At 43.6% G+C, this 20606-nt stretch carries 24 protein-coding genes and 1 tRNA gene; 10 read left to right on the forward strand and 15 right to left on the reverse strand.

Annotated features, from left to right (window positions below; all coding sequences use genetic code 11):
* Positions 1–5: 5 nt before the first annotated feature.
* Together PAP_RS03660 and PAP_RS03665 are read right to left on the reverse strand one after the other, a co-directional pair.
* On the reverse strand, positions 6–401 hold the full coding sequence (locus PAP_RS03660; protein WP_048164747.1) for a DUF126 domain-containing protein: 396 nt from the start codon (positions 399–401) through the stop codon (positions 6–8).
* 10 nt (positions 402–411) lie between these two features.
* Complete coding sequence (locus PAP_RS03665) at positions 412–1572, reverse strand: aconitase X catalytic domain-containing protein (protein ID WP_048164748.1); 1161 nt, start codon at positions 1570–1572, stop codon at positions 412–414.
* Positions 1573–1704: 132 nt separating this feature from the next.
* On the opposite strand from PAP_RS03665, the gene PAP_RS03670 reads away from it, so the two are divergent.
* A tRNA-Met gene (locus tag PAP_RS03670) sits at positions 1705–1782 on the forward strand.
* Between the two features lie 35 nt (positions 1783–1817).
* Here PAP_RS03670 and PAP_RS03675 read toward each other — a convergent pair.
* On the reverse strand, positions 1818–2645 hold the full coding sequence (locus tag PAP_RS03675) for an LAGLIDADG family homing endonuclease (RefSeq protein WP_048164749.1): 828 nt from the start codon (positions 2643–2645) through the stop codon (positions 1818–1820).
* A 91-nt stretch (positions 2646–2736) separates the two neighbouring features.
* Here PAP_RS03675 and rimI point away from each other — a divergent pair, with 91 nt between their 5' ends.
* From rimI to PAP_RS03700, 5 genes are read left to right on the forward strand one after another with little or no spacing between them, the layout of a single operon-like run.
* The gene (rimI, locus tag PAP_RS03680; RefSeq protein ID WP_048164750.1) at positions 2737–3246 is read left to right on the forward strand and encodes a ribosomal protein S18-alanine N-acetyltransferase; all 510 of its coding nucleotides are present in this window, start codon (positions 2737–2739) and stop codon (positions 3244–3246) included.
* 9 nt (positions 3247–3255) lie between these two features.
* Positions 3256–3771: a tRNA-intron lyase gene (endA, locus tag PAP_RS03685; RefSeq protein ID WP_048164751.1), complete on the forward strand. Its 516-nt coding sequence runs from the start codon at positions 3256–3258 to the stop codon at positions 3769–3771.
* Positions 3772–3794: 23 nt separating this feature from the next.
* On the forward strand, positions 3795–4415 hold the full coding sequence (locus tag PAP_RS03690; protein ID WP_052649056.1) for an isochorismatase family protein: 621 nt from the start codon (positions 3795–3797) through the stop codon (positions 4413–4415).
* The gene (locus PAP_RS03695; protein ID WP_048164752.1) at positions 4397–5221 is read left to right on the forward strand and encodes an NAD(P)/FAD-dependent oxidoreductase; all 825 of its coding nucleotides are present in this window, start codon (positions 4397–4399) and stop codon (positions 5219–5221) included. The genes PAP_RS03690 and PAP_RS03695 overlap by 19 nt, the downstream gene beginning before the upstream one ends.
* A complete protein-coding gene (locus tag PAP_RS03700) occupies positions 5205–6143 on the forward strand; it encodes a radical SAM protein (protein WP_048164753.1) in 939 nt (312 codons plus the stop codon). Before PAP_RS03695 ends, PAP_RS03700 begins: the two co-directional genes overlap by 17 nt.
* On the opposite strand, the gene PAP_RS03705 is transcribed toward PAP_RS03700, so the two are convergent.
* The 8 genes from PAP_RS03705 to fba all read right to left on the reverse strand — a co-directional run bounded on the left by PAP_RS03705 (position 6140) and on the right by fba (position 13337).
* The gene (locus tag PAP_RS03705) at positions 6140–6796 is read right to left on the reverse strand and encodes a hypothetical protein (RefSeq protein WP_048164754.1); all 657 of its coding nucleotides are present in this window, start codon (positions 6794–6796) and stop codon (positions 6140–6142) included. The two genes, PAP_RS03700 and PAP_RS03705, sit on opposite strands and share 4 nt — an antisense overlap.
* Before the next feature lie 2 nt (positions 6797–6798).
* Positions 6799–7092, reverse strand: a complete 294-nt coding sequence (locus PAP_RS03710) for an iron-sulfur cluster assembly protein (RefSeq protein ID WP_048164755.1) — start codon at positions 7090–7092, stop codon at positions 6799–6801.
* Positions 7082–8074 (reverse strand): ArsA family ATPase, encoded by a 993-nt coding sequence (locus PAP_RS03715; RefSeq protein WP_048164756.1) that lies wholly within the window; start codon positions 8072–8074, stop codon positions 7082–7084. The genes PAP_RS03710 and PAP_RS03715 overlap by 11 nt, the downstream gene beginning before the upstream one ends.
* A gap of 9 nt (positions 8075–8083) precedes the next feature.
* Positions 8084–8353, reverse strand: a complete 270-nt coding sequence (locus tag PAP_RS03720) for a hypothetical protein (protein WP_048164757.1) — start codon at positions 8351–8353, stop codon at positions 8084–8086.
* The gene (locus tag PAP_RS03725) at positions 8346–8639 is read right to left on the reverse strand and encodes a hypothetical protein (RefSeq protein ID WP_048164758.1); all 294 of its coding nucleotides are present in this window, start codon (positions 8637–8639) and stop codon (positions 8346–8348) included. Before PAP_RS03725 ends, PAP_RS03720 begins: the two co-directional genes overlap by 8 nt.
* A 41-nt stretch (positions 8640–8680) precedes the next feature.
* Positions 8681–10420: a carbon starvation CstA family protein gene (locus PAP_RS03730; protein WP_048164759.1), complete on the reverse strand. Its 1740-nt coding sequence runs from the start codon at positions 10418–10420 to the stop codon at positions 8681–8683.
* A gap of 207 nt (positions 10421–10627) precedes the next feature.
* Complete coding sequence (locus PAP_RS03735; protein WP_048164760.1) at positions 10628–12382, reverse strand: pyruvate/oxaloacetate carboxyltransferase; 1755 nt, start codon at positions 12380–12382, stop codon at positions 10628–10630.
* A 106-nt stretch (positions 12383–12488) separates the two neighbouring features.
* Positions 12489–13337, reverse strand: coding sequence for a class I fructose-bisphosphate aldolase (fba, locus tag PAP_RS03740; RefSeq protein ID WP_048164761.1), 849 nt, complete (start codon positions 13335–13337; stop codon positions 12489–12491).
* 94 nt (positions 13338–13431) lie between these two features.
* On the opposite strand from fba, the gene PAP_RS03745 reads away from it, so the two are divergent.
* Both PAP_RS03745 and PAP_RS03750 read left to right on the forward strand, forming a co-directional pair.
* Positions 13432–14187 (forward strand): biotin--[acetyl-CoA-carboxylase] ligase, encoded by a 756-nt coding sequence (locus PAP_RS03745; protein ID WP_048164762.1) that lies wholly within the window; start codon positions 13432–13434, stop codon positions 14185–14187.
* Positions 14188–14223: 36 nt separating this feature from the next.
* Complete coding sequence (locus PAP_RS03750) at positions 14224–15507, forward strand: dicarboxylate/amino acid:cation symporter (RefSeq protein ID WP_048164763.1); 1284 nt, start codon at positions 14224–14226, stop codon at positions 15505–15507.
* Positions 15508–15689: 182 nt separating this feature from the next.
* Here PAP_RS03750 and PAP_RS03755 read toward each other — a convergent pair whose 3' ends face one another.
* The 4 genes from PAP_RS03755 to PAP_RS03770 are packed head-to-tail and all read right to left on the reverse strand — an operon-like array spanning position 15690 to position 18520.
* The gene (locus tag PAP_RS03755; protein ID WP_048164764.1) at positions 15690–16292 is read right to left on the reverse strand and encodes a 30S ribosomal protein S3ae; all 603 of its coding nucleotides are present in this window, start codon (positions 16290–16292) and stop codon (positions 15690–15692) included.
* Positions 16293–16294: 2 nt separating this feature from the next.
* A complete protein-coding gene (locus PAP_RS03760) occupies positions 16295–16573 on the reverse strand; it encodes a KEOPS complex subunit Pcc1 (RefSeq protein WP_048164765.1) in 279 nt (92 codons plus the stop codon).
* Positions 16570–18033 carry a single-stranded-DNA-specific exonuclease RecJ gene (locus PAP_RS03765; protein ID WP_048164766.1) on the reverse strand — a complete coding sequence of 488 codons (1464 nt, stop codon included), beginning with the start codon at positions 18031–18033 and terminating at the stop codon, positions 16570–16572. The genes PAP_RS03760 and PAP_RS03765 overlap by 4 nt, the downstream gene beginning before the upstream one ends.
* Positions 18034–18064: 31 nt before the next feature.
* Positions 18065–18520, reverse strand: a complete 456-nt coding sequence (locus PAP_RS03770) for a 30S ribosomal protein S15 (RefSeq protein WP_048164767.1) — start codon at positions 18518–18520, stop codon at positions 18065–18067.
* Between the two features lie 169 nt (positions 18521–18689).
* On the opposite strand from PAP_RS03770, the gene PAP_RS03775 reads away from it, so the two are divergent.
* The gene (locus PAP_RS03775) at positions 18690–19541 is read left to right on the forward strand and encodes a CBS domain-containing protein (protein WP_048164768.1); all 852 of its coding nucleotides are present in this window, start codon (positions 18690–18692) and stop codon (positions 19539–19541) included.
* Between the two features lies 1 nt (position 19542).
* Positions 19543–20544 (forward strand): homoserine dehydrogenase, encoded by a 1002-nt coding sequence (locus PAP_RS03780; RefSeq protein ID WP_048164769.1) that lies wholly within the window; start codon positions 19543–19545, stop codon positions 20542–20544.
* Positions 20545–20606: the final 62 nt, after the last annotated feature.

Here is a 20606-nt window from a genome sequence, read left to right on the forward strand (position 1 = left end):
AATATCTATTCCTTGTGTACCACAACCTCTCCACTATCGGCATCTACTTCCACAGTTTGTCCACTTTTTATTTTGCTCACATCAATCCTGTCCACCATTGGGATGTCCGCTATTATTGCTCCCGTTGCCACGATGGTTTCAGCTTCTTCCACGACTATAGCTTTAGGAGCGACACCATTCTTTTTGAGCTGGTATATAACGTAAGAGCCAACAGTGGAACCCTTTCCTCGAGGGAAAACTAAAATTTTGCCCTTGATGCACTCTCCTTTAATATCGCTTTCCACATCCCTAACTTCGCCTGTTTTTGGGTCAATTCCTCCAAGAAATGAGAGCGGTTTTTTAGAGACAAGAGCGACGCCCTTCGCTTTTCCTTTGGTGATTTTTCGCCCTTTTAAAATCATGCCCCTCACCTCACGGCGCCTCCATAATCAGCTTTTCTGTGTCCTCAAGCATGACCTTCAACCCGGCGGAGGAGAAGTAAAAGCTTGCTTTCCCACTATTTGTTGCAATGCCTTTATACCACATTTCGATCGGAGAAACAATTAAGCAGCTGTCCGTTAATATCCTGCCGTTATAGCGCTCTATCACATCAGTGTAGCCCAATGAGTCGGCTAAATACTTCACTGCTCTGCTCGCTGTTATGTAAAGGGGCACTTTCAAAGGCTTTCCACGCATAGCTAAAAGCTCAGCAATCTCTTTTATCTCTTGAATAGAAGCATGTGGACAGCCGATTAAAATTGCATCTATCTCTGCCCATTCAGCGTTGAAGCGTTCCTTCACATCTTTGAGCTCTTTTTCATCGACTTGAAGCACGTCAACTTTGTCAGCAATAGCTCCTTTGTACTCTGGAGTTTCACCTTCTACATGATATAAAGCAATGGAACCGGTAGCAGCCATTGAAGCTCCAAGCTCTTTTAAATAGTCCATTTTGCTGACTTTTAGCCCTTTAAAGTAGGGAACGTCATTTTTAAGAGCTTTTCCAAGGTAATAACCCAAGAGGCTGTAATCGACAAAGTCCTTCATCTTAGCTTGAACTTCAACTATAATGGTTGCTTTTCTGTTTTCCTCTAGGTGAAGGCCGTAGTTGGGAGTTTTTCCCACTATTGCTGCTGCTAAACTTGAAGGACCACCTTCTCTATTGGTGCGTGCCCCTATGATGGAGTTGGCAAAGGATACGGCGGAACTTTCGCTCCAAGCTAAGTGATCGCCGAACTTTGGAAGGTTGGCGCCGTAGTAAGGGGTGCATGTGGATGTAACTTCAATACCCATTTTTTTGTAAATAGCTAAAACTTCCCTCTGCTTTTCCATGAAGTTCTCATTCCCTATTCCTGCAGGGTTTAATGTTGTGTAGACGCTTACCTTGGCTCCGGCATCGGCTAAATCACTTAAGAATTCAATCCCTGCATCGCCAATGTTTTTATATGAAACCCCTGCTACTTGAGCGCTCTTTATGGGGATTAGCCTATCTGCACCGTATATCTCTCCCAGAGCTACTAAAATCTCCATGGCTTTTTGAAGTGCATACCCATATTGGCCTGCAAGTGTGAGTTCTTCCTCTTTTGTGAGATACATAACACCACCTGTAAGTAGTCTTATCAAAGGACTTTAAATGGTTTTTTCTATTCAAAAATGCTCAATAGTGGGTAGTGAAGAGACCGCAACGCTTATAAAGCCTTCTTGGGTTAGTATGTATCGGGCTTGAGCAGCGGGGTGGGGCAGCTAGGAGTGCCCGCCGGGCTCATAACCCGGAGGTCGGAAGTTCAAATCTTCCCCCCGCTACCAGTTCATTTTTGTGCATTGGTGTTCTTTTATGTCCACTAGATTTTTCCAAGTTCTTGGAGGATTGATTTCAGCTTTTCCTGCTTTCTGGTGATTGTGAAACCAATCTGGGAGTAAAATTTTACAATGCTGTCCCTCCGATATATCCTGATCTCGTAAAAGTTCTGTCGGTATTGATATTTTTCTCCTCGTATTTTAACGGGAGTCCCCGCTTTTTTGGATAGGTATATCTTCGAATATATTCCAATAGTACCTAACAGCTCTCTACACAATTCTAGGACTTCAAGGTCATAGTTTGAGGCACTTATGAATAATGATTGGTGTTTTCTGTTCCAAGAGATAGTTCCCTCACTATCAAAGAATCCCTTTAAAAATTCCTCTGGATATTCCCTAGCGACATCAAACAGCTTTTCTTTTGGCTGTTTTAGGAATTTGTATAGGCTTTTGCTTGCAACTTCAACATACCACCTGTCACTCCTGCTTTTATTTTCCTCATACCCCCTGGTGGGATTTGCACCTATCTTTCTCAGATATTCCGCGCTTTTCTCAACAAACTCCTTATCGATGGCTTTAAGCCTGAATCTGTACTTGTAGCCGGTCGCTAATATGCTCCCATCCCCAAAGTAAACTCCGATTATATATGCCAGCGCTGATGAGGGATGAAGATTCAATGCCTTGGTCTTATTAAATGGGCTGTGCAGTCCTTTGCACCATCTTAAAACCGTAGCCTTCGAAACTTTAATGTCTTTTTCTTTGGCTATAGTGGAGGTTATGGATGAATAGCTCAGCCCCTTTTCTCTAAGCTCACATACATAGTGAATAAGACCTTCGAGCTCCTCCTGATGCAGCTCTTTCAGCTTCCTCATGATTATTATTGATGCTCGTTATTTATTTATGCTTTTTGGTGGTGTTAAAGCGGACAATAAAATTATAAGTACAGCGGGCGAATTTTAAAATATGAGCATATCCTCAAGAGATATCCCGTTTATTAAAAAAGTACCCGTAAGTTTAGTTACGATAAGGCAGGCTAGGCTTTTTGATATCCCCGAAATAATGCGGGTGGAACACAGCTCATTCCGGGAAAAATACCCAAGAGGACTTTTTTTAATGTTCTTAGAAAACAATCCAGAGACTTTTCTCGTTGCTGAGTACACCGGTAAGGTAATAGGTTATGTCATGGGTTATTTAAGGCCTGACTTAGAAGGCCACGTCATGAGCATAGCTGTTGATCCCCTCTATAGGGGAAACGGAATAGGAAGAGCTTTAATGATTGCTGTTATTGACAAGCTCATTAGGCTCGGTGCAAGATATGTTGGTTTGGAAGTTAGAGTGAGCAATGAAAGGGCTATAAAGCTTTATGAAAAGCTGGGCTTCAAGAAAGTGAAGCGTGTTCATAAGTACTACTCGGATGGTGAAGACGCTTATTACATGGTGCTCAACGCAAGTGAATGGGGCAAAGAGAGCTGAGGTGAGAGCATGAAGGAGCCAATAGCATTTTACTTGAGCGGGGATAGAGTGTTTAGTGATAGAGAAAAGGCGATAAACCAGTTCTACAACAAGCGCTACTATGGCGAGGTCGTTGAAGGTAAGCTTTTTCTCTCGCTTATAGAGGCGGCCTATTTGATGGAGTGGGGCAAGATTAAGGTTTTCGATGGCAATAGGGAGCTTTCGCTTAGGGAACTCTTTGACTTGGGAAGGAAGAAAGATGAGCAATTTGACTTGAAGTTTTTGGTTTACAGAGACCTTAGAAAGCGTGGCTATATAGTGAAGACCGCCTTAAAGTATGGCTCCCACTTTCGCGTTTATAGGAAGGGGCTGGATGAGCATGCTGACTGGCTGATTTGGGTGGTGAGCGAAAATCAAAAGATGCTCCCAAACGACCTGACTGCTCGCGTGAGAGTAGCGCATGGCGTTAGGAAGAACATGATAATGGCCGTTGTGGACGAGGACAACGACATCGTTTACTACAAGGTCGAGAGGATAAAGTTTTAACCCCTCACTCCTTTTTTCCAATCATGAAGGAGGATTACTTTACCGAAAATTTTTTGCTTGAACTTAAGGGAAAGTACTTTAGAGCGAGCAAATGGACTAAGATAAAGCCCTTTAAGCGCGCAGCGGTTTTAGCTATAGATTTGCAGCGCTACTTTTTAGACGAACGCTCCAAAGCTTACCTCCCCTCCACTGGGAGATTTATCCAGCATTTGAAGGCTTTTTACGAGAGTGTTGATATCCCGATAATATTCACGCGCCACCACCATGCTGGAGATATGATGGAGTTCTGGTGGGGCGATAAAATGGAGAAAAATGAGCTCTTTGAAATCGTTGATGAGCTAAAGCCTTTCGCTCGCCGCATTGTAGACAAAAGAACTTACAATGCCTTTTACAATACAACGCTTGAAGCGCTTTTAAAAGAATTTAACATCGAGACGGTAATAATAACAGGCGTGATGACACACCTATGCTGCGAGACCACCGCAAGGGAAGCGTTTGTGAGGGGCTTTAAGGTGGTCTTTCCGATAGACGGGACGTTAACGCAGAATAGAGCCTTCCATGAGGGAACGATAAGGGCTTTAGCTCACGGTTTTGCCGCTACGCCGCTTTTGGAGGAGGTGAAGGAATGGCTCTCGTCGGAATAGTGGGTGCTGGAATTGGGGGGATAGCCACTGCAGTTCAATTAAAGCGTTATGGGATTGAGAGCGTCATCTTCGAACGCAATAAAATTGGAGGCTTAATAAGGAACGCTTACTCCGTTGAAAACACGATGTTCTTTCCCAATGGAATTAAGGGGGAGAAAGTCGTTGAAATTCTTGAGGAGTACGTTAAGAAATACGACTTAAAGATTCTGCGTGAAGAAGTTAGGGATATCTCAAAGAGTGGCGAGGAGTTTAAGGTGACCACGGATAAGGGACAGTACAGCTTTAAATACGTCGTTGTGGCGAGCGGCACTAGGCCTAAAAGATTGAGCATTAATGCTAGCAGGCTCTTCTACCATGTTGTTGATGTCCCACAAGGTCGCTTTGAGAGAGTCTTAATAATAGGCGGCGGCGATGTAGCCTTTGACTATGCCCTAACGATGAGCAAGCGCACGAGGGAAGTAATAATCCTAATGAGGAGCGAGCCAAAAGCCTTGCCCCTTCTCCAGGAGTACGTGAAAGAAAAATCAAATATCACGCTCCTAAGAGGACAGGTCTGGGAAGTTGAGGAAGGGGAAAAGCTTTTAGCTAAAACCACTGCTGGAGATTTTGAGGTAGATGTGATATTAGCCGCGATAGGAAGAGAGCCCAACTTGGAGTTTGCGAAAGCAGTTTTGAATGAGCGCAATCTCTTCCTTGTTGGCGATGTTAAGAACGGTATCTATAGACAGACTGCTTTGAGCATAGCGGATGGCATTAAAACGGCCATGATCATTTGGAGGAGGGAGAGATATGGAGATACTGAGTGAAATAGGCGATGAGCGCGTTGCAAAGGTCTACATTGGGAAGACCTCGAGGGGAAACATAGTTGAGTTCGTGGAGTCAATCCCAACGAAGGACATAAGCGAGAAATGGGTGCTCATCATCTCATCGCTCAACGGCTGCCCAGTTGGCTGTAAGATGTGCGATGCAGGCTTCTTCTACAAGGGCAAGCTGACATTGGATGAGCTCTTGGAACAGGTGGAGTACCCCATAAGAAAGCGCTTCCCCGATGGAAAGGTCAAGACAAAGAAGTTTAAAATCCAGTTCGCGAGGATGGGGGAGCCAGCATTTAACCCGGCCGTCATTGATGCCCTGCGTGTTCTAGGGGAGCGGTACGAGAACTTTCATCCATCCCTCTCAACCGTTGCCCCCATAGGTACGGACAAGTTCTTCGAGGAGCTCTTGGAGCTCAAGAAGGAGATGTTTAAGGACAACTTCCAGCTCCAGTTCTCAATACACTCAACCGATGAGAAGCAGAGGGACGAGATAATACCCATTAAGAAGTGGGACTTCGAAAGGATAGCCGACTATGGAGCTAGGTTTTACGATGAGGGAGGTAAGAAGATAACACTCAACTTCGCTTTAGCTGCTGAAAACATAGCTGATGCGGATGTAATAGAGGAACACTTCCCCAAAGAGTATTTCCTAATTAAGATTACGCCTCTCAACCCGACGGTCAGCGTGAAGAAGAACAAGCTCACCAACGACGTTGATTTAGAGACGGGCATGCCAATAAAGCACAGGCAGTTTGTCGATGCTCTTAGAGAGAAGGGCTATGATGTAATTCTCTCAGTCGGAGACACCAAAGAAAACCTCATAGGCTCCAACTGCGGCCAGTACATCTTGAGGTTCATAAAAGAAAGGGAAGACCTCGGAGAGGCTTATCTATACGCGAAAGAGATTGTTTAGCTCCCGAAGGGGCTCTCTTTTAATCTTTCATTTACAAACCTTACGATGTGCTTTGTGTCATCTTCTATTGTCTCAAGCTCTGGCTTCATGAAGACGTAGAGAACGTTTGTCTTTGGCGTCATCGAAATGTGCTTAACGTTTTCAAGCTTTGAAAAACCCTGGAGGAACTCCCTTAATAACTCAACGTCCCTCCTTTTCTCAAAGAGTGCCTCGTATTTTTTGCCGTTCACTTCGATTATCTCCTTTTGGAGCATTTCTTCATCTTCTATCTTGGGTTTAATCCTGTAGTAGCCCTTTTGGATTAAATGGGCCTCGCGCTTTATCTTTGAGTAGGGGTGAATGACGAAGTAAATCTTGTCGTGTCTGTTGATGAGCTTTGAAATCGGAAAGTACAGGATGCTCTGCCTCGGAAGGAGCGTTAAAGTATACTCAAATTTGTCTATGTTGTTCTCCATAACTTTGTAGTACGCTCTAAAGCCTACATAGCCGCCAACCCAAATGTATTCTTTATCCTTCGGATTGACAACGTCTTCTATACTTCTCAAATAGTGTTGCATTATAGCCAAGTTCAGCTTTCTACCTTTATAAAACTGAAAAGTTGCAATTCCAGCCAAAATCATCAAAGCGAGCAAAAATTCAGGGCTAACCTCCATGATTATACCTCCTCCAATGGGTAGTATCTTTGAAGACTTACATCATCAATTATTTCAAAATCTGGGAGCTTCTCCCCTAAAACTTTTACTATCTCCCTAATTATCTTTGCGTAGACAGGCCAGTGGAGGGCCATTCCAAAGGGGCCCCTTGGTGTTCTCCTCACTAAATTGAGGAATATTAAGACTTTGTGGTCTTCTTTAATGATTCTGCTAACTATACCTAAACTCACTATGTCCTCACCGCTTATAGGCTCTTTCACTTTTTTGAGCTCCTCATAGATTTCGTCAACTTCCAACTATTAGCCCCCCGACTTTTTCGAGCCACTCAAGGCCCCTAGGCTCTTCTTCAAACATAGGCACTCTAACGATATCGATACCTTTGAACTCCTTCTCTATCTCTTTTAAAACTCTCTCCTGTGCCTCCATCCTTACTTTTAGCTTTGGATGCATCTCTTCGAGCTCAATCACTTTGTTGATAACTATCATGTTAAATGGAATCTTAAACTTCCTCAAGCTATCATATGCTCTCTTTGTTTCGTAAAGAGGCAGCATTTCAGGGTTCATGACCGCGACAACGCTCGTCCTATCTTTGTTAGTCACTATCTCCCTAACAAACTCAATCTCCTTTTTATATGCTAGGAGCTCTCTCATTACTGCATCCTCTTTTTCATCGCTTGGCAGTTTGTACTCTTCGCCATCTATTACAAACTTCCTCTCTCCTTGAATCTTCTCTATAGCTTTTCTCCTGTCCAGAATTTTCCTCCGAAGGTCTATCAGCTTGTCCGTCCATATTAGCGCAATTTCCGGCAGGGCTAAGACTCTCAAAGTAAGGCCCGTCGGAGGTGTGTCGAAGATTATAACGTCCCACTTTTCACCCTCTTGGAGAATCTCCCTAATTGCCTCGAGCGTTGCGTACTCCTCTATCCCGGGCGAAAAGCTCAAAACTTCAAAGTACTTCTCCAGGTTTATGACCGTCAGGTAGCGGTACATGTGCTTTAAGTTCGCTTCCAAATGCCGGAGGTAGTTCTTTATGAGCTTCTCCATGTCAAGCTCCATAGCATAGAGGTTCTTCATAATTTTCTTTGGCTTATCATTGAGTTTGACCATAAAGACGTCCCCTAGGTTGTGCGCTGGATCAGTGGAGACTATTAGTGTATTGTATCCTTTTTTAGCCAGTGCTATAGAAACCGCTGCTGAGCTTGTCGTTTTTCCAACACCACCCTTACCAATGAAGAATATCGTTCTAAAGCCGCTTTTTGGCTTTAAGTACTCCTTCATAACCTCACCTCACGTTATTTCAAACATTGAAGCGATTTCACCAAAGATATCGTCCATATCCGTTGCTCTCCTCTGCATAACGTATATTTCGCGCACCATGTGAGGCATTAAGCGCATAACGAGCGTAGTCGGTGGAGATGGTATTCCAACGAAGGAACCCATAAGCACGAGCGCAAAGACGTTTTCCAGCTCCCTTTCTTCAAACTCAATATATTCCGTAGAACGAGCTTTAAATGAACCAAAAAATCCTTTTAAGAACTTTTTTAATTCTTCAAACATTTAACCACCCCGTTTTAATTGTTAGAGGGTTGAGTGACTTTTCCTGCATTACATAAATCTCCCTAATCATGTGAGGTAATAAGCGGTAGCTTAAATCTATCGGGGGATTTGGAATGCCGATACAGCTCCCCAGTAAGAGCAGTGCAAAAATATTCTCCAATTCTTCAAGCTCCCACTGGAGACCTCTAATGTATTGAAGCTTAAAACCTTCGTTAAATTCCCATAGAATTCTAATCGGTGCAGAAATCCAATACAAAATTTTCTTAAAAATCCTCTTCTTGTTCATTAACTCACCTCAAAAAGATTTAAAAGGGAATAAAAAAAGCTTCAAGCTGCTACGGCCTCATACTCCTCCTCTGGCTTCTTCCACGCTAAGTAGAAGTCATAAGCTAAGAGGATGTTCAAGAGAAGGCCGACTAACAATGCACCCTTTGCTCCAATAGTGGTTGTCACGTTGGGCAGTGGAATGTACATGATGTACCATATAATTGCTGCGGTAACTGTTATCCAAAGGAAGAGCGCTGGGATTAAGACAGCATAAGTCCACTTTCCAGCTTTTTGAATCTTGTATGCCCATAGAGCAGCGGTCATCATAGCAATTGATGCTAATAGCTGGTTCATACCACCAAACGCTGGCCAGAGCACTTTATAACCTGAGCCCCAAGCCAAGTACGTTCCAAGTGAGGCTATGATGAATGAAGCGACCCACTTATTGGTTATCGTCTTCCACATGCCTTGGCTTGTGTCCGTCACCATTCCAAAGACTTCTTGCCATGCAAACCTTCCAAGCCTTGTAGCGGTGTCCAATGAAGTTAGAGCAAAGGCTGAGACCCAGAGGGTTGCAAAGGTCTTACCTAATGTTAAGTCTAAGCCGTAGAAGTCTGTCAATCCTTGGGCATAACCTGCAATGAATGTTCCAAGACCACCTTTGGTGATGTATTGAGTTCCCCAAGTTGTTGCCTCTGCGCTAAGCCCTGTGAGCTTAACTCCATAGACTGCTATGGCAGTGATAACGATTGTTGAGAGGAATCCCTCGGTGAACATTCCACCATAACCCACCATCAGACCATGGATTTCACTGTCAAGCTGCTTTGATGTCGTTCCAGAGCCTACTATAGAGTGGAATCCACTCAAAGCACCACATGCAATAACTAATGGGATTGTCGGCCAGAACGGTGAGGGCTGTCCACCTACGACGTTTGCAGACCACATTGTAAAGCCTGGAGCTTCAAATGGCTTTGCTAATGCTATGAATGCTATACCTCCAATTAAGAGACCAAACCATAAGATGTAAGCGTTCAAGTAATCTCTTGGCTGTAAGAGCACCCATACTGGTAGTGATGAAGCCGCGATGATGTAAATCCAAAGGATTATGTTCCAATAGTGATATGCTTTTAGATAAGCTGCGCTTGCAGCATCTGTCTGTCCTTGAACGAGAATGAGCGGATGGTTTAATCCAAGCCAGACTGCAATTATCAAGAGAATCAGCCCAATTGCAGTAGATGCATAAAAGTTGAGCTTTACTTTGTACATCAGCCATCCTAGAATCACGGCGACGATGAGGAACAATAGTGTAGCGGTAGCTGCTTGTGGAGTCGTTGTCAACAGCTTTGATACCACCGCAACGAATGCCGCAACCACGAGGAGAAGGGCGAACCATATGTAAACCTCAAAGGCAATACCTGTCCTCCTGCTCATGATTTTACCTGCAATCCACTGTATTGACTTACCATCATAGCGAACGGATGCCATCAATGCCAAATAGTCGTGCACTGCACCAATGAAGACGTTTCCAAACCAAACCCAGAGGAGTGATGGAATCCATCCCCACGCCATTGCTAATGCTGGACCTACGATAGGTCCTGCACCTGCTATACTTGCAAAGTGGTGACCATAGAGAACCAATGGGTGCGCTGGAACGTAGTCAACGCCATCGTAGAGTTTGTGTGCGGGTGTTGGCCTGTTTGGATCGGCTTTAACAACTTTGCTCTGCAGGGATCTTCCATAACTAAAATACAGCGCCACATAGATAATGGCAGCCGCTAATATAATAGCTGCTGAGTTCATCAAGGCACACCTCCATGTAAGAGAGTTTTCATTTGTTCATTTGTGTGCATAAAATATATAAGAGTTTTCGAAAACTTCTTGAACAAATTCCAAAAATTTCAAGCAGTAATTGACATAAACATGTACAAAGATTTAGATAATTGTACCAAAATTTACTCTATTTTGACAAAAATGAAGAGGATGAAAAACAACGCTGTCGAGTTAAATTTAAGATAACTCGATTAGTAGTTGTCCTGTGTCGATGGTGTCGCCTTCTTTAACGTGGATTGCCTTAACCACACCATCCACCGGAGAAGGTATTTCATTCTCCATCTTCATTGCTTCTAAAATGAGTAAACCCTGACCAGTCCTAACCTGCTCGCCCTCCCTAACAAGAATCCTCAAAATCTTACCAGGCATCGGCGCAGTAACACTACCCTCCCCAGCAACAACCTGAGGCTTAGGCGCCGAAACAGGAACACTCGAAACCGAAGACGGCACAGAAGGCACCTGAACCTCAACAGGAGCTTGTGCCATTGGCATGGCTAAGCTTTCGAGCTTAACGCCTTCAATGCCAACTTCATACTCTCTTCCACCAATGTAGATTTTGATGATTTTCCCTTTTGGTTTTTCTTTGAGGGGCTTGAGCTTTCCTTGTTTTCTAAGTTCAAAGAACTCTAAAGCAACCTGTGGGAAGAGGCAATAGGTTAAAACGTCCTCCTCTTTTTGGAGGTAACCTCTTTCTTCGAGCTCTTTTCTGCATTTCTCAAGCATTGGCTCAAGAAGGTCAGCTGGTCTCGTTGTTATTGGCTTTTCATCTCCAATTATGAGCTTTTTAATTTCTTCACTTATCTCTGCAGGAGGCTCTCCATAAAGACCTTTAACGTAGTTCTTAGTTTCCTGTGTAATCCTTTTGTATCTTCCAAAGAGCACGTTGAGAACGGCTTGGGTTCCAACTATCTGGGAAGTTGGGGTGACGAGCGGGGGATAGCCAAGCTCCTTTCTAACCTTTGGAATTTCTTCCAGAACTTCATCGAGCCTATCGAGAGCTTTCATTTCAGCTAACTGATTTATTAAGTTGGAGTACATCCCTCCAGGAATCTGATGAACAAGGACATCAGTATTTACCGTTAGGGCCTTCTTATTGAGCAGGTGGTCGTACTTTTTCTCTAAAAGTTCCCTGAGATACAGGTGAATTTCGTAAATCGTTTTCAAATTTATTTTTGGCCTTAACTCTTTGGGAAGGACATGATATATTGTTTGAATCCCTGGCTGAGCTGTCCCAAATGCCAATGGACTTATAGCAGTGTCTATAAAGTCGGCTCCAGCTTCAACAGCCTTTAAATAGGTGGCAACTGCCAAACCGCTCGTTGAATGGGTGTGAACGTTAACTTTAATGCCATAGCGCTCTTTTATCTCTCTAACTAGCTCGTAGGCTTTTTGCGGCGTTAAGAGGGCTGCCATGTCCTTGATTGTTATGCAGTCCACATCTAAAGCTATGAGCTCATCGACAAGCTTCATGTAGTAGTCGAGAGTAAATATTGGTCCGGTAGTGTAAGCTATTGATCCCTGCACCTCTGCACCGACTTCTTTAGCCTTTTTAATTGCCACTTTCATATTCCTGACATCATTTAAAGCATCAAAAACTCTGAAGATGTCTATGCCGTTTTTGTAAGCTAGCTCTACGAACCTTTCCACAACATCATCTGGATAGTGCTTGTATCCTACAATATTTTGCCCTCTAAGGAGCATTTGGAGCTTAGTCTTTTTAATGTGCTCGCGTAAAAGCTTAAGTCTCTCCCATGGGTCTTCCCTCAAAAAGCGCATCGCAGCATCGAAAGTTGCTCCTCCCCAGACTTCCATAGAATAAAATCCTATACTATCCATTTTTTCGGCAATTGGGAGCATATCCTGTGTGCTCATTCTTGTAGCTATGAGGGACTGATGAGCATCTCTAAATGTTGTGTCTATAATCTCGACCATCTTTATCACCTCTCACTGTCCAGAAATATGCATATCACATATATAGGGCTTTCTACACACTAATGAGTAGAAATGTACATTAAAGATTGAAGATGAAGAAGAGAGCTCAAACCAAACCTTCAGCCTTAGCAGCTTCTTCTGGGTCTTCGTTCCTGTGGATTACCCTAAGTATGGCTCTAATCATTGGCTCTGGATCTTTTCTTTGGAATATGTTTCTTCCAACGACTGCACCACTTCCTCCTGCTTCCATGACATCCCACACAAGCTTTAGAAAGTCTACTGGATTGTCAGTCTTGGCTCCTCCACTTAAAAGGACTGGAACACCGCTCGCTGCTTCAACAACTTTCTTAAAAGTTTCCTTTGAGCCGGTCCAATAGGTTTTAATCATATCCGCGCCCATCTCAGCCGCTGCTCTCGCTCCATACATGACAACACGATAGTCCTCCTTTTTCCCATAGCGCTCGTTTATATATGGCCCTCTTGGATAAGAGAACTGCACAACGGGATAGCCGTAGTCGTGGGCTATACTTGCTATCTCTGCGAACTGTTTCATCATTATATCCTCATAGGGAGAGCCCCAATAGACGGTTGCTGCCACAGCATCAGCACCGAGCTTTATAACATCTTCAACGAACCCCAAAGGACTTTGAAGGAAGTGATCCTCTTTAGGCCTAAGCTCTGTCTTGCTTGTGAGCTTAATCATTAGCCCTACATCCTTACCGTAAAACTGCTTTCCAGCTATCCTTGCTATTCCTGGGAGTGTCATCACACCGTCTATACCCGCCTTAATGACCTTCTTTAATATGAGGTTTGGGTCAATGTGCTCCCATGTTTCCTCAAAATCTGTAGGGCCGTGCTCAAATCCGTGATCCATAGCAAAAATCAACGCTCTTCCATCTCTTCTAAAGAAGCGCCTCAACCTCCTTTGGATGCCAATATTGTTGTATGTCTCCATATTAACCACCTCTGGTGATACATTGCTGTAATGGGATTTAAATTTATCGTTAATATAAAATAACCGGACCCACAAAATATCTAATGGTGGTCACATGATTGGTTTAACAACTCGTGTTTTGGGCAAGAAAGTGATTTACTTTCAAGAGATAAGTTCTACAAATGAATATGCTAAAAATATAGCTATGAACGAAGAAGAAGGCACTGTAATCGTTGCGGATATTCAAAGCAGAGGACATGGAAGAAAAGCTAGAATGTGGGTCTCTCCTAAAGGCGGTTTGTGGATGAGCGTCATACTAAAGCCAAAGCTGCATCCTGAGCATTTAACGAAACTTGTTTTTATAGGGGCACTTGCTGTCGTAGAGACTTTAGAGGCCTTTGGGATTGAGGCTAAAATAAAGTGGCCTAATGATGTTCTTATTGAAGGAAAAAAGGTCTGTGGTATTTTAGCGGAAGGAAAATATTCTGAAAGTGAGATAGACTATGTAGTCTTGGGCATTGGGCTAAACGTCAATATAGATAAAAATGATTTGCCTGAAAACATTAGGATGCACTCTATATCTTTGAAAGAGGTTTTAGGTGCAGAAATTCCAATAGAAGAAGTTTTTAAGGTTTTAATTCGCAGACTCGAGCACTGGTATGCCGTTTTTAAGGAAGAGAAGTATGAAGATATACTCCAAAAGTGGAGGGAGTATGCTATTTTAGGAAGAAAAGTTAGAATAATCCGGGAAGAGGGGGAGATTGAGGGCGTCGCCTTGGGTGTTGACGAACTTGGGGCGTTAATTGTCGAAACATCAACCGGCAAAAGGGAAAAGATAATATACGGGGATGTATCATTAAGATATGCCTAAGTGCACTGATGTCCAACATCTGGAGGTGACGCCCAAATGGCGAAAGGCATACTCAAGAGCTATTTAGAATACCCAGTTTTGCAGAAAATACTGATTGGTTTGATTTTGGGTGCTATTGTTGGTTTGGTTTTTGGAAGCCTTGGATACGGAGATCAGATAGCAAAGATAAAGCCTCTTGGAGATTTATTTATTAGATTGCTGAAGATGTTAGTGATGCCAATAATCTTAGCGTCTCTAGTGGTTGGTTCAGCAAGCATCAGCCCAGCAAGACTCGGAAGAGTAGGAGTTAAAATCGTCGTTTATTACCTCGCTACATCAGCATTCGCCGTGTTCTTTGGTCTGCTAATGGGGAACATATTTAAGCCAGGCCTTGGAATGGAGTTGGGGGTTGGAGAAGGAAAAGCAATTCAAGCTCAAGCACCTTCACTCGTGGACACGCTCTTAAATATAGTTCCAAAGAACCCATTCGCGGCGTTGTCTGACGGCCAAGTCCTCCCAACAATATTCTTCGCGATAGTTCTTGGAGTTGCATTAAGCTATTTAATGGAAAGCAAAGATGAGAGGATTAAGAACTCAGCTACCACCCTCTACAGAGTTTTCGATGGTCTTGCGGAGGCTATGTATCTCATGGTTAGAGGTGTCATGCAGTACGCTCCAATAGGTGTCTTTGCTTTGATCGCTTACATTATGGCAGTCCAAGGCACGAAAGTTGTGGGCCCATTAGCAAAAGTCACATTAGCGGTTTACTTAGGCTTGATACTTCAAATAGGACTTGTCTATGGCATTTTGCTAAAGCTCTTTGGAATAAACTTGATGGAGTTCCTAAGCAGGGCTAAAGACGCTATGATAACTGCCTTCGTCACGAGGAGTTCAAGTGGAACTTTGCCCGTAACAATGCGTGTTGCCGATGAAAAAATGGGGGTTTCAAGGTCAATTTACTCATTCACACTTCCGTTAGGTGCAACGATTAACATGGATGGAACAGCTTTATATCAAGGTGTCTGTGCATTGTTCATTGCAAACGCAATTGGACAACCTCTACCATTTAGCCAGCAGCTGGTGATAGTCTTAACAGCTGTTTTAGCTTCAATTGGAACAGCAGGTGTCCCTGGTGCTGGAGCAATAATGCTCGCCATGGTATTGGAGAGTGTTGGATTGCCATTAGAGCCTGGAACAGCCGTAGCATTAGCTTATGCAATGATCTTGGGAATTGATGCAATCCTTGACATGGGAAGAACTATGGTAAACGTTACGGGAGATCTGGCAGGAACCACTATAGTTGCAAAGACAGAAGGGGAATTAGATACAAGCAAGTGGTGAAGAGCTTTCTCTTTTTATACTCTCCCTTATTTTTTGGGTTTGATTGTTTAAAGGTATTAAAAAGAGAAAGTCGGCCCCTAAGGTCCTCATCACGATTCAGCAATCCGCCATCTCGTCATCCATAAATTCTCAAAAAACTGCGAAATTTAAATCTTGCCGTAGAATAATAAGAGAAAAAGGCATCAAGCCTTTGGCTCTTCGAGGACCTTAATCTTCCTAATCTCCGCCCTCTTAAGTGGGTATATCTTTCTAGCTTCCTTGGCAATCTCTGCGCCGATTTTACCGTTAACTGCATTGAGGACAAACTCTGAGAATGTCATCTCCTCAGCCTTCTTGTAGATGATGTCCTTCATTATTTCTCTAATTGCTCTCTCTTGGCTCGTTTGGATTCTTCTGATAGCTACAACCATTCCCATTACTCTAAGCTTGTATCCATCCTTTGTGGTGACGTTGAATATTCCATCTATCCTAGTGGTTCTTCTCCTAACGAGGCTCCTAATGTAGCTCCTTGAGAGCTTGTGGCTCTTGAACTTAGTGTAGGCGTTTTGGCCCTTAACATCGTAGATTTGGAAGTAGAGCTTGACCTGTCCCTTGGTAAAGTCACCGGTCAAATCTTTGAGTGTTGTCTCAATGACCCTACCCTTAACCTTCTCTGGGTCGTCAGCGGGAGTTAATCCAATCTCTTTGTTTCCGAAAAAGTCTGGAGCATAAACTACAAACCACTCTTTCATTTTCCACTTATCTCTTGCGGCAGCAGCTTGCCTCTTAGATCTTGCTTTTGCCATTTTCACACCTCCACTTTTTCATCTTTCCCGGTATTATTTTGAGACGTTACCTCTTCGGCAATCTTGATTGAAAACACCAAATCATCCATAGCCACTATAAAGCTTTCAATCTCACCTAGGTATTTAACTTTTGTTATTACCCTCCCCTCTTTCGAGTATGTTTTGAAATTTAAATTTTTTGGGAGGTTTTGATTGTCAACATCCACAGCTTCCGCTATGGCCTCTGCTCTCTCTCTATCTCCATATTCCCACTCTATCACTGCTCTTGCTTTGATCTTCATTCGCTTGCCTCCATTGAAACTGTGTTTTCACTTTTATCCTGTTCTCTTTTCTCTTTCAGCTGCTTTCCAAGTGCCCTGTTGATGAGCTCTACAAATTCGTCTATTTTGCTCTTGGGGAACCTAATTCCCGCGGCTATTGCATGTCCTCCACCTTCGCCTCCTAGAACACTCGCAACTTCCCTAAGAGCATCTCCAAGGTTATATCCCTTTGCCAGAGCTCTCTCCGTTGTTCTGGCGGAGCCTTTGACAAGCTCCTCGTCTTCCAAGCTGTCGGCGACGACTATTACCGGCTTTTCGGGGCTGGCCAGTTGAGCATTTATGGCCATGTTCGCCGCTATTCCCACCATAGTATCCCTTATGTTCTTGCCCGCATAGAAGATGTAAGCGTGCTCCTTCTCGACAGCACTGCCCCAGTTTTTGATGAGGTAACTCCTCATCTCTATCTGCTCTTTCTTGTACTCCTCAACAAGCTTGACTGCTTCATTGTAAGCCTTCTCATCGCCAAGGCATATAGCAACGCCAAGTGTTCCCATGTTAAGCCTTCCAGTGGCATTGAGTAGAGTTGCGAATTCTCTGGCCTCGTGTCTTGGGTCGCCTTCTCTGTAAAGCTTGATTAGAACCACATCCCCAATGAGCCTGTCGATGTCTTCCTTTGGAACCTCGTGCTTGATTAGATGTATCACCAAAGCGTCGTGAAGTTTTCTCTTTTCTTCCTCACGAAGCTGCCAGTATTTCATATCGGGGTCAAAACCCTTGGATCGGAGGAACTCTATGGCGTTCCTAAAATCTCCCGTGATTCCAGGAAGCTCTGGGTTCGAGGCGTAGGTGAGCATTTGAGCGAGCGTTCTCGTCTCCCTTCCAAAGAGTCTGATCTCCTTGCGAACCTCCACCAAGTCGAGGCTCTTCGCGTCTTCTATGATGTCCAAGTTCATGCCGTGAAAAGTACCGTCTATTTCTTGCATATCTCCAACGGCACCCACTAATGCTAGTGGGCTCAAGTCCATGTTTTTCTTGTCCATAGCCTTAGCTACAAAATATGCAACTCCAGAACCACTTAAATCACGGACACTGTTTGCTCCAAAGAGTGTAGGATTTATTAATAGGTGGTTTTCTTGTGTTATCTCACCATCCTCCGGTGGATGGTGGTCGGCTATAACAACAGTGGCATCGCTTAAATAGTCTTCTATGAGCTTTATGGAGCCGCTTCCTAAGTCGCTGAAGACATAGATTTTGTGGTTCTCCCTTGCTAGGTCTTTTATTATGTCTTCGCTGAGCTGCTTCACGATGCTTAAATGGAAGTTAGCACCTTCTCTAGCTACAGCTTTTGCCAAAATAGCGCCTGCTGTGATTCCATCCGCGTCTCTGTGAGAAATCAAACGTATAGTGTGCCCTAACTCGATGTGCATTTTAATTAGGTCTGCTCCTTCACGAACCTTTTCTAAGAAAGCACTCTTATCCATCTAATCACCTGTAAAGGAAAGGGAAGAGAAATCAGCGTACCAAAAGCTTTGCAGTCTCTGGGTCGTATCTCCACTTTGCGGGTAGTTTTCCTGTTCTTCTGTAGTACTTAACAAGCCTTCTAATCTTGCTCTCGATTAATTGGAGTCCCCTGGCTGAGTGTAGGTCCTTGGGGTGCTCTTCGAGGTGTCTCCTTAAGTTAACTGCCTTCCTGATTAGGAACATTAAGTCCTCTGGGATCTGTGGAGCTAAGCCGTTCTCTTCAAGTATTTTTGTGATCCTCTTCCCTGTGATGAGCCTAACGCTCGGGATACCGTATTGATCCCTCAAAACAGTGCCAATCATAGCACTTGAATAACCTTGCTTTGCAAATTGAATTACTAAATTCTCAACCTCTTCAGCAGTATACTCCACCCAAGTTGGTGGGGCAGTCCTTGGTGGTCTCTTTGAACCGGATTTTCCTCTTTTGTATGTGTGCAACCTTACCATTCCTTTCACCTCCATGGTGACGGCCAGCTATCGCCAGCCGCCCCTAATAGGAACGTCGAAGGTGGTATGTACGGAGCATTTAAAAAGTTTGCCCCCTATCATTTTTACAATTTGTTGATTGAAAAGCTTAAATACTTGAGTGGCGTTTAACATTAAAGCGGTGGTGAAAGTGAGGGTTAAGAGTTTAATGACAAAAAATCCAGTAGTAATAGAGCTCCCAGCAACAAGGAGCTATGCTCTAGAGCTTTTTAAAAAGCATGGAGTTAGGTCTTTTCCTGTGATTAGAAGGCACACTGGAGAGCTTGTAGGCATAATTAGTATAAAGCGTGTACTTCTCCACCCTGACGAGGATCAATTGGCAATGCTCGTTAAAAGGGACGTGCCGGTGGTAAAGCCAGATGATGATATTAAAAAAGCTGCGAAGTTAATGATTGAAAACCACTATAGGAGAGTAGTTGTTGTAGAAGACGATAAAGTAGTCGGCATTTTGACAGTTGGCGATATCGTAAGACGCTATCTATCAAAGAATGATAAGATGAGGGATATTGAGATAGCTCCATACTATCAGAAATATACTGGCGTTATCTGGAAGGGGACACCATTAAAAGCTGCTCTGAGGGCCCTATTATTGGCGAATACAATGGCACTGCCGGTTATTGACGACGAAGGAAACTTGGTAGGAATTATCGATGAGACGGATATACTTAAGGATAGCGAAGTGGTTAGAACTATGAAGAGCTCAAGTTTAACTGCTTCAAGCGAAGAAGATTGGATTTTGGAGAGCCACCCAACGCTTCTCTTTGAAAAGAAGGAGCTTAAGCTTCCAAACAAGCCTGTTGAGGAGATAATGACGCAAGAGATTGTTATTGCGACAGAAGGAATGAGTATTTATGAGGTAGCAAACAAAATGACTAAATTCCACATAGAGCAACTTCCTGTAATTAGAGGAAAAGACGAGCTTGTAGGTATGATCAGAGATATTGATCTTCTCAAAGCCTTAGTAAAGCCGAGGCGCAGGTAACATGCTAATCTCCCTTTCTCTTTTGGGTTTTGGAAACGTTGGAAGGGGAGTTGCTCAAGTTCTTTTGGAAAAGAAGGAGTGGTTTAGGCGTAAGTATGGACTTGAGTTTAGAGTTGTCAGCATTTCCGACTCTTCTGCTACAATTTGGGACGAAAGTGGAATAGACCTTATGGAGGCTCTCGAAGTCAAAAAAACCTTTGGTTCGTTAAGCTACTGGGGCGATGAATATAGCATTTACCACTTAAGTCCAATAGATGTTGCTAGGAAAGTTGAAAGCGATGTTTTTATCGATGTTACTCCAGCGAATCCAGAGGCATATAAGTGGTATATGGAAGCTTTTAGGATGGGGCGGCACGTGGTTACATCGAATAAACCTCCCCTCGTGTTTCACTACGTCGAGTTAATTCAGGAAGCCGCGATGAGAGGCGTCAACTACCGATTTGAGGCAACCGTAATGGCTGGAACGCCAATAATCACTCTTCTCCAGGAGAGCCTTTTGGGGGATGAGGTTGATTCTATAGAGGGCGTTTTTAACGGCACAACGACATTTATTCTCAGCGAAATGGAGAAGGGTTTAACTTTTGATGAAGCGCTTAAAAAAGCACAGGCTCTTGGAATAGCGGAGGCAAACCCTGATGTGGATATAAAGGGTTTTGATGCAGCATACAAAGCGACAATTCTTCACAACGTGGCCTTTGAGCCAATGAGCTTTAAAAAAGTAGAGATTAGGGGCATAGACGACGTTTCTCCGGAGGATATAAAAAGGGCTAAAGCTCAAGGGAATGTTATTCGTCTGGTCGCTAAAATCGAGAAGAAGCGTGTTTCTGTAGAGCCTGTTGAAATTCCTAAGACTTCGCCTTTGGCAGTTTACGGCACATCGAACGTTGCGGTAATAAAGAGCGATTTAATGGGGGAAATTGTGCTTAGAGGGGCAGGTGCGGGTGTAAAAGAAACTGCTTCTGCTGTGGTTAGTGATATAATAAAGTGTGTTAAACGTGAATAATATTTCATGCTTTTGACCAATAATGTTTTAAAAACTTCCTTTTTGTGTATATTTTGGTGACA

Origin of the sequence: Palaeococcus pacificus DY20341 (assembly GCF_000725425.1) — an archaeon.
In the GTDB taxonomy this organism is placed as follows: Archaea; Methanobacteriota_B; Thermococci; order Thermococcales; family Thermococcaceae; genus Palaeococcus; species Palaeococcus pacificus.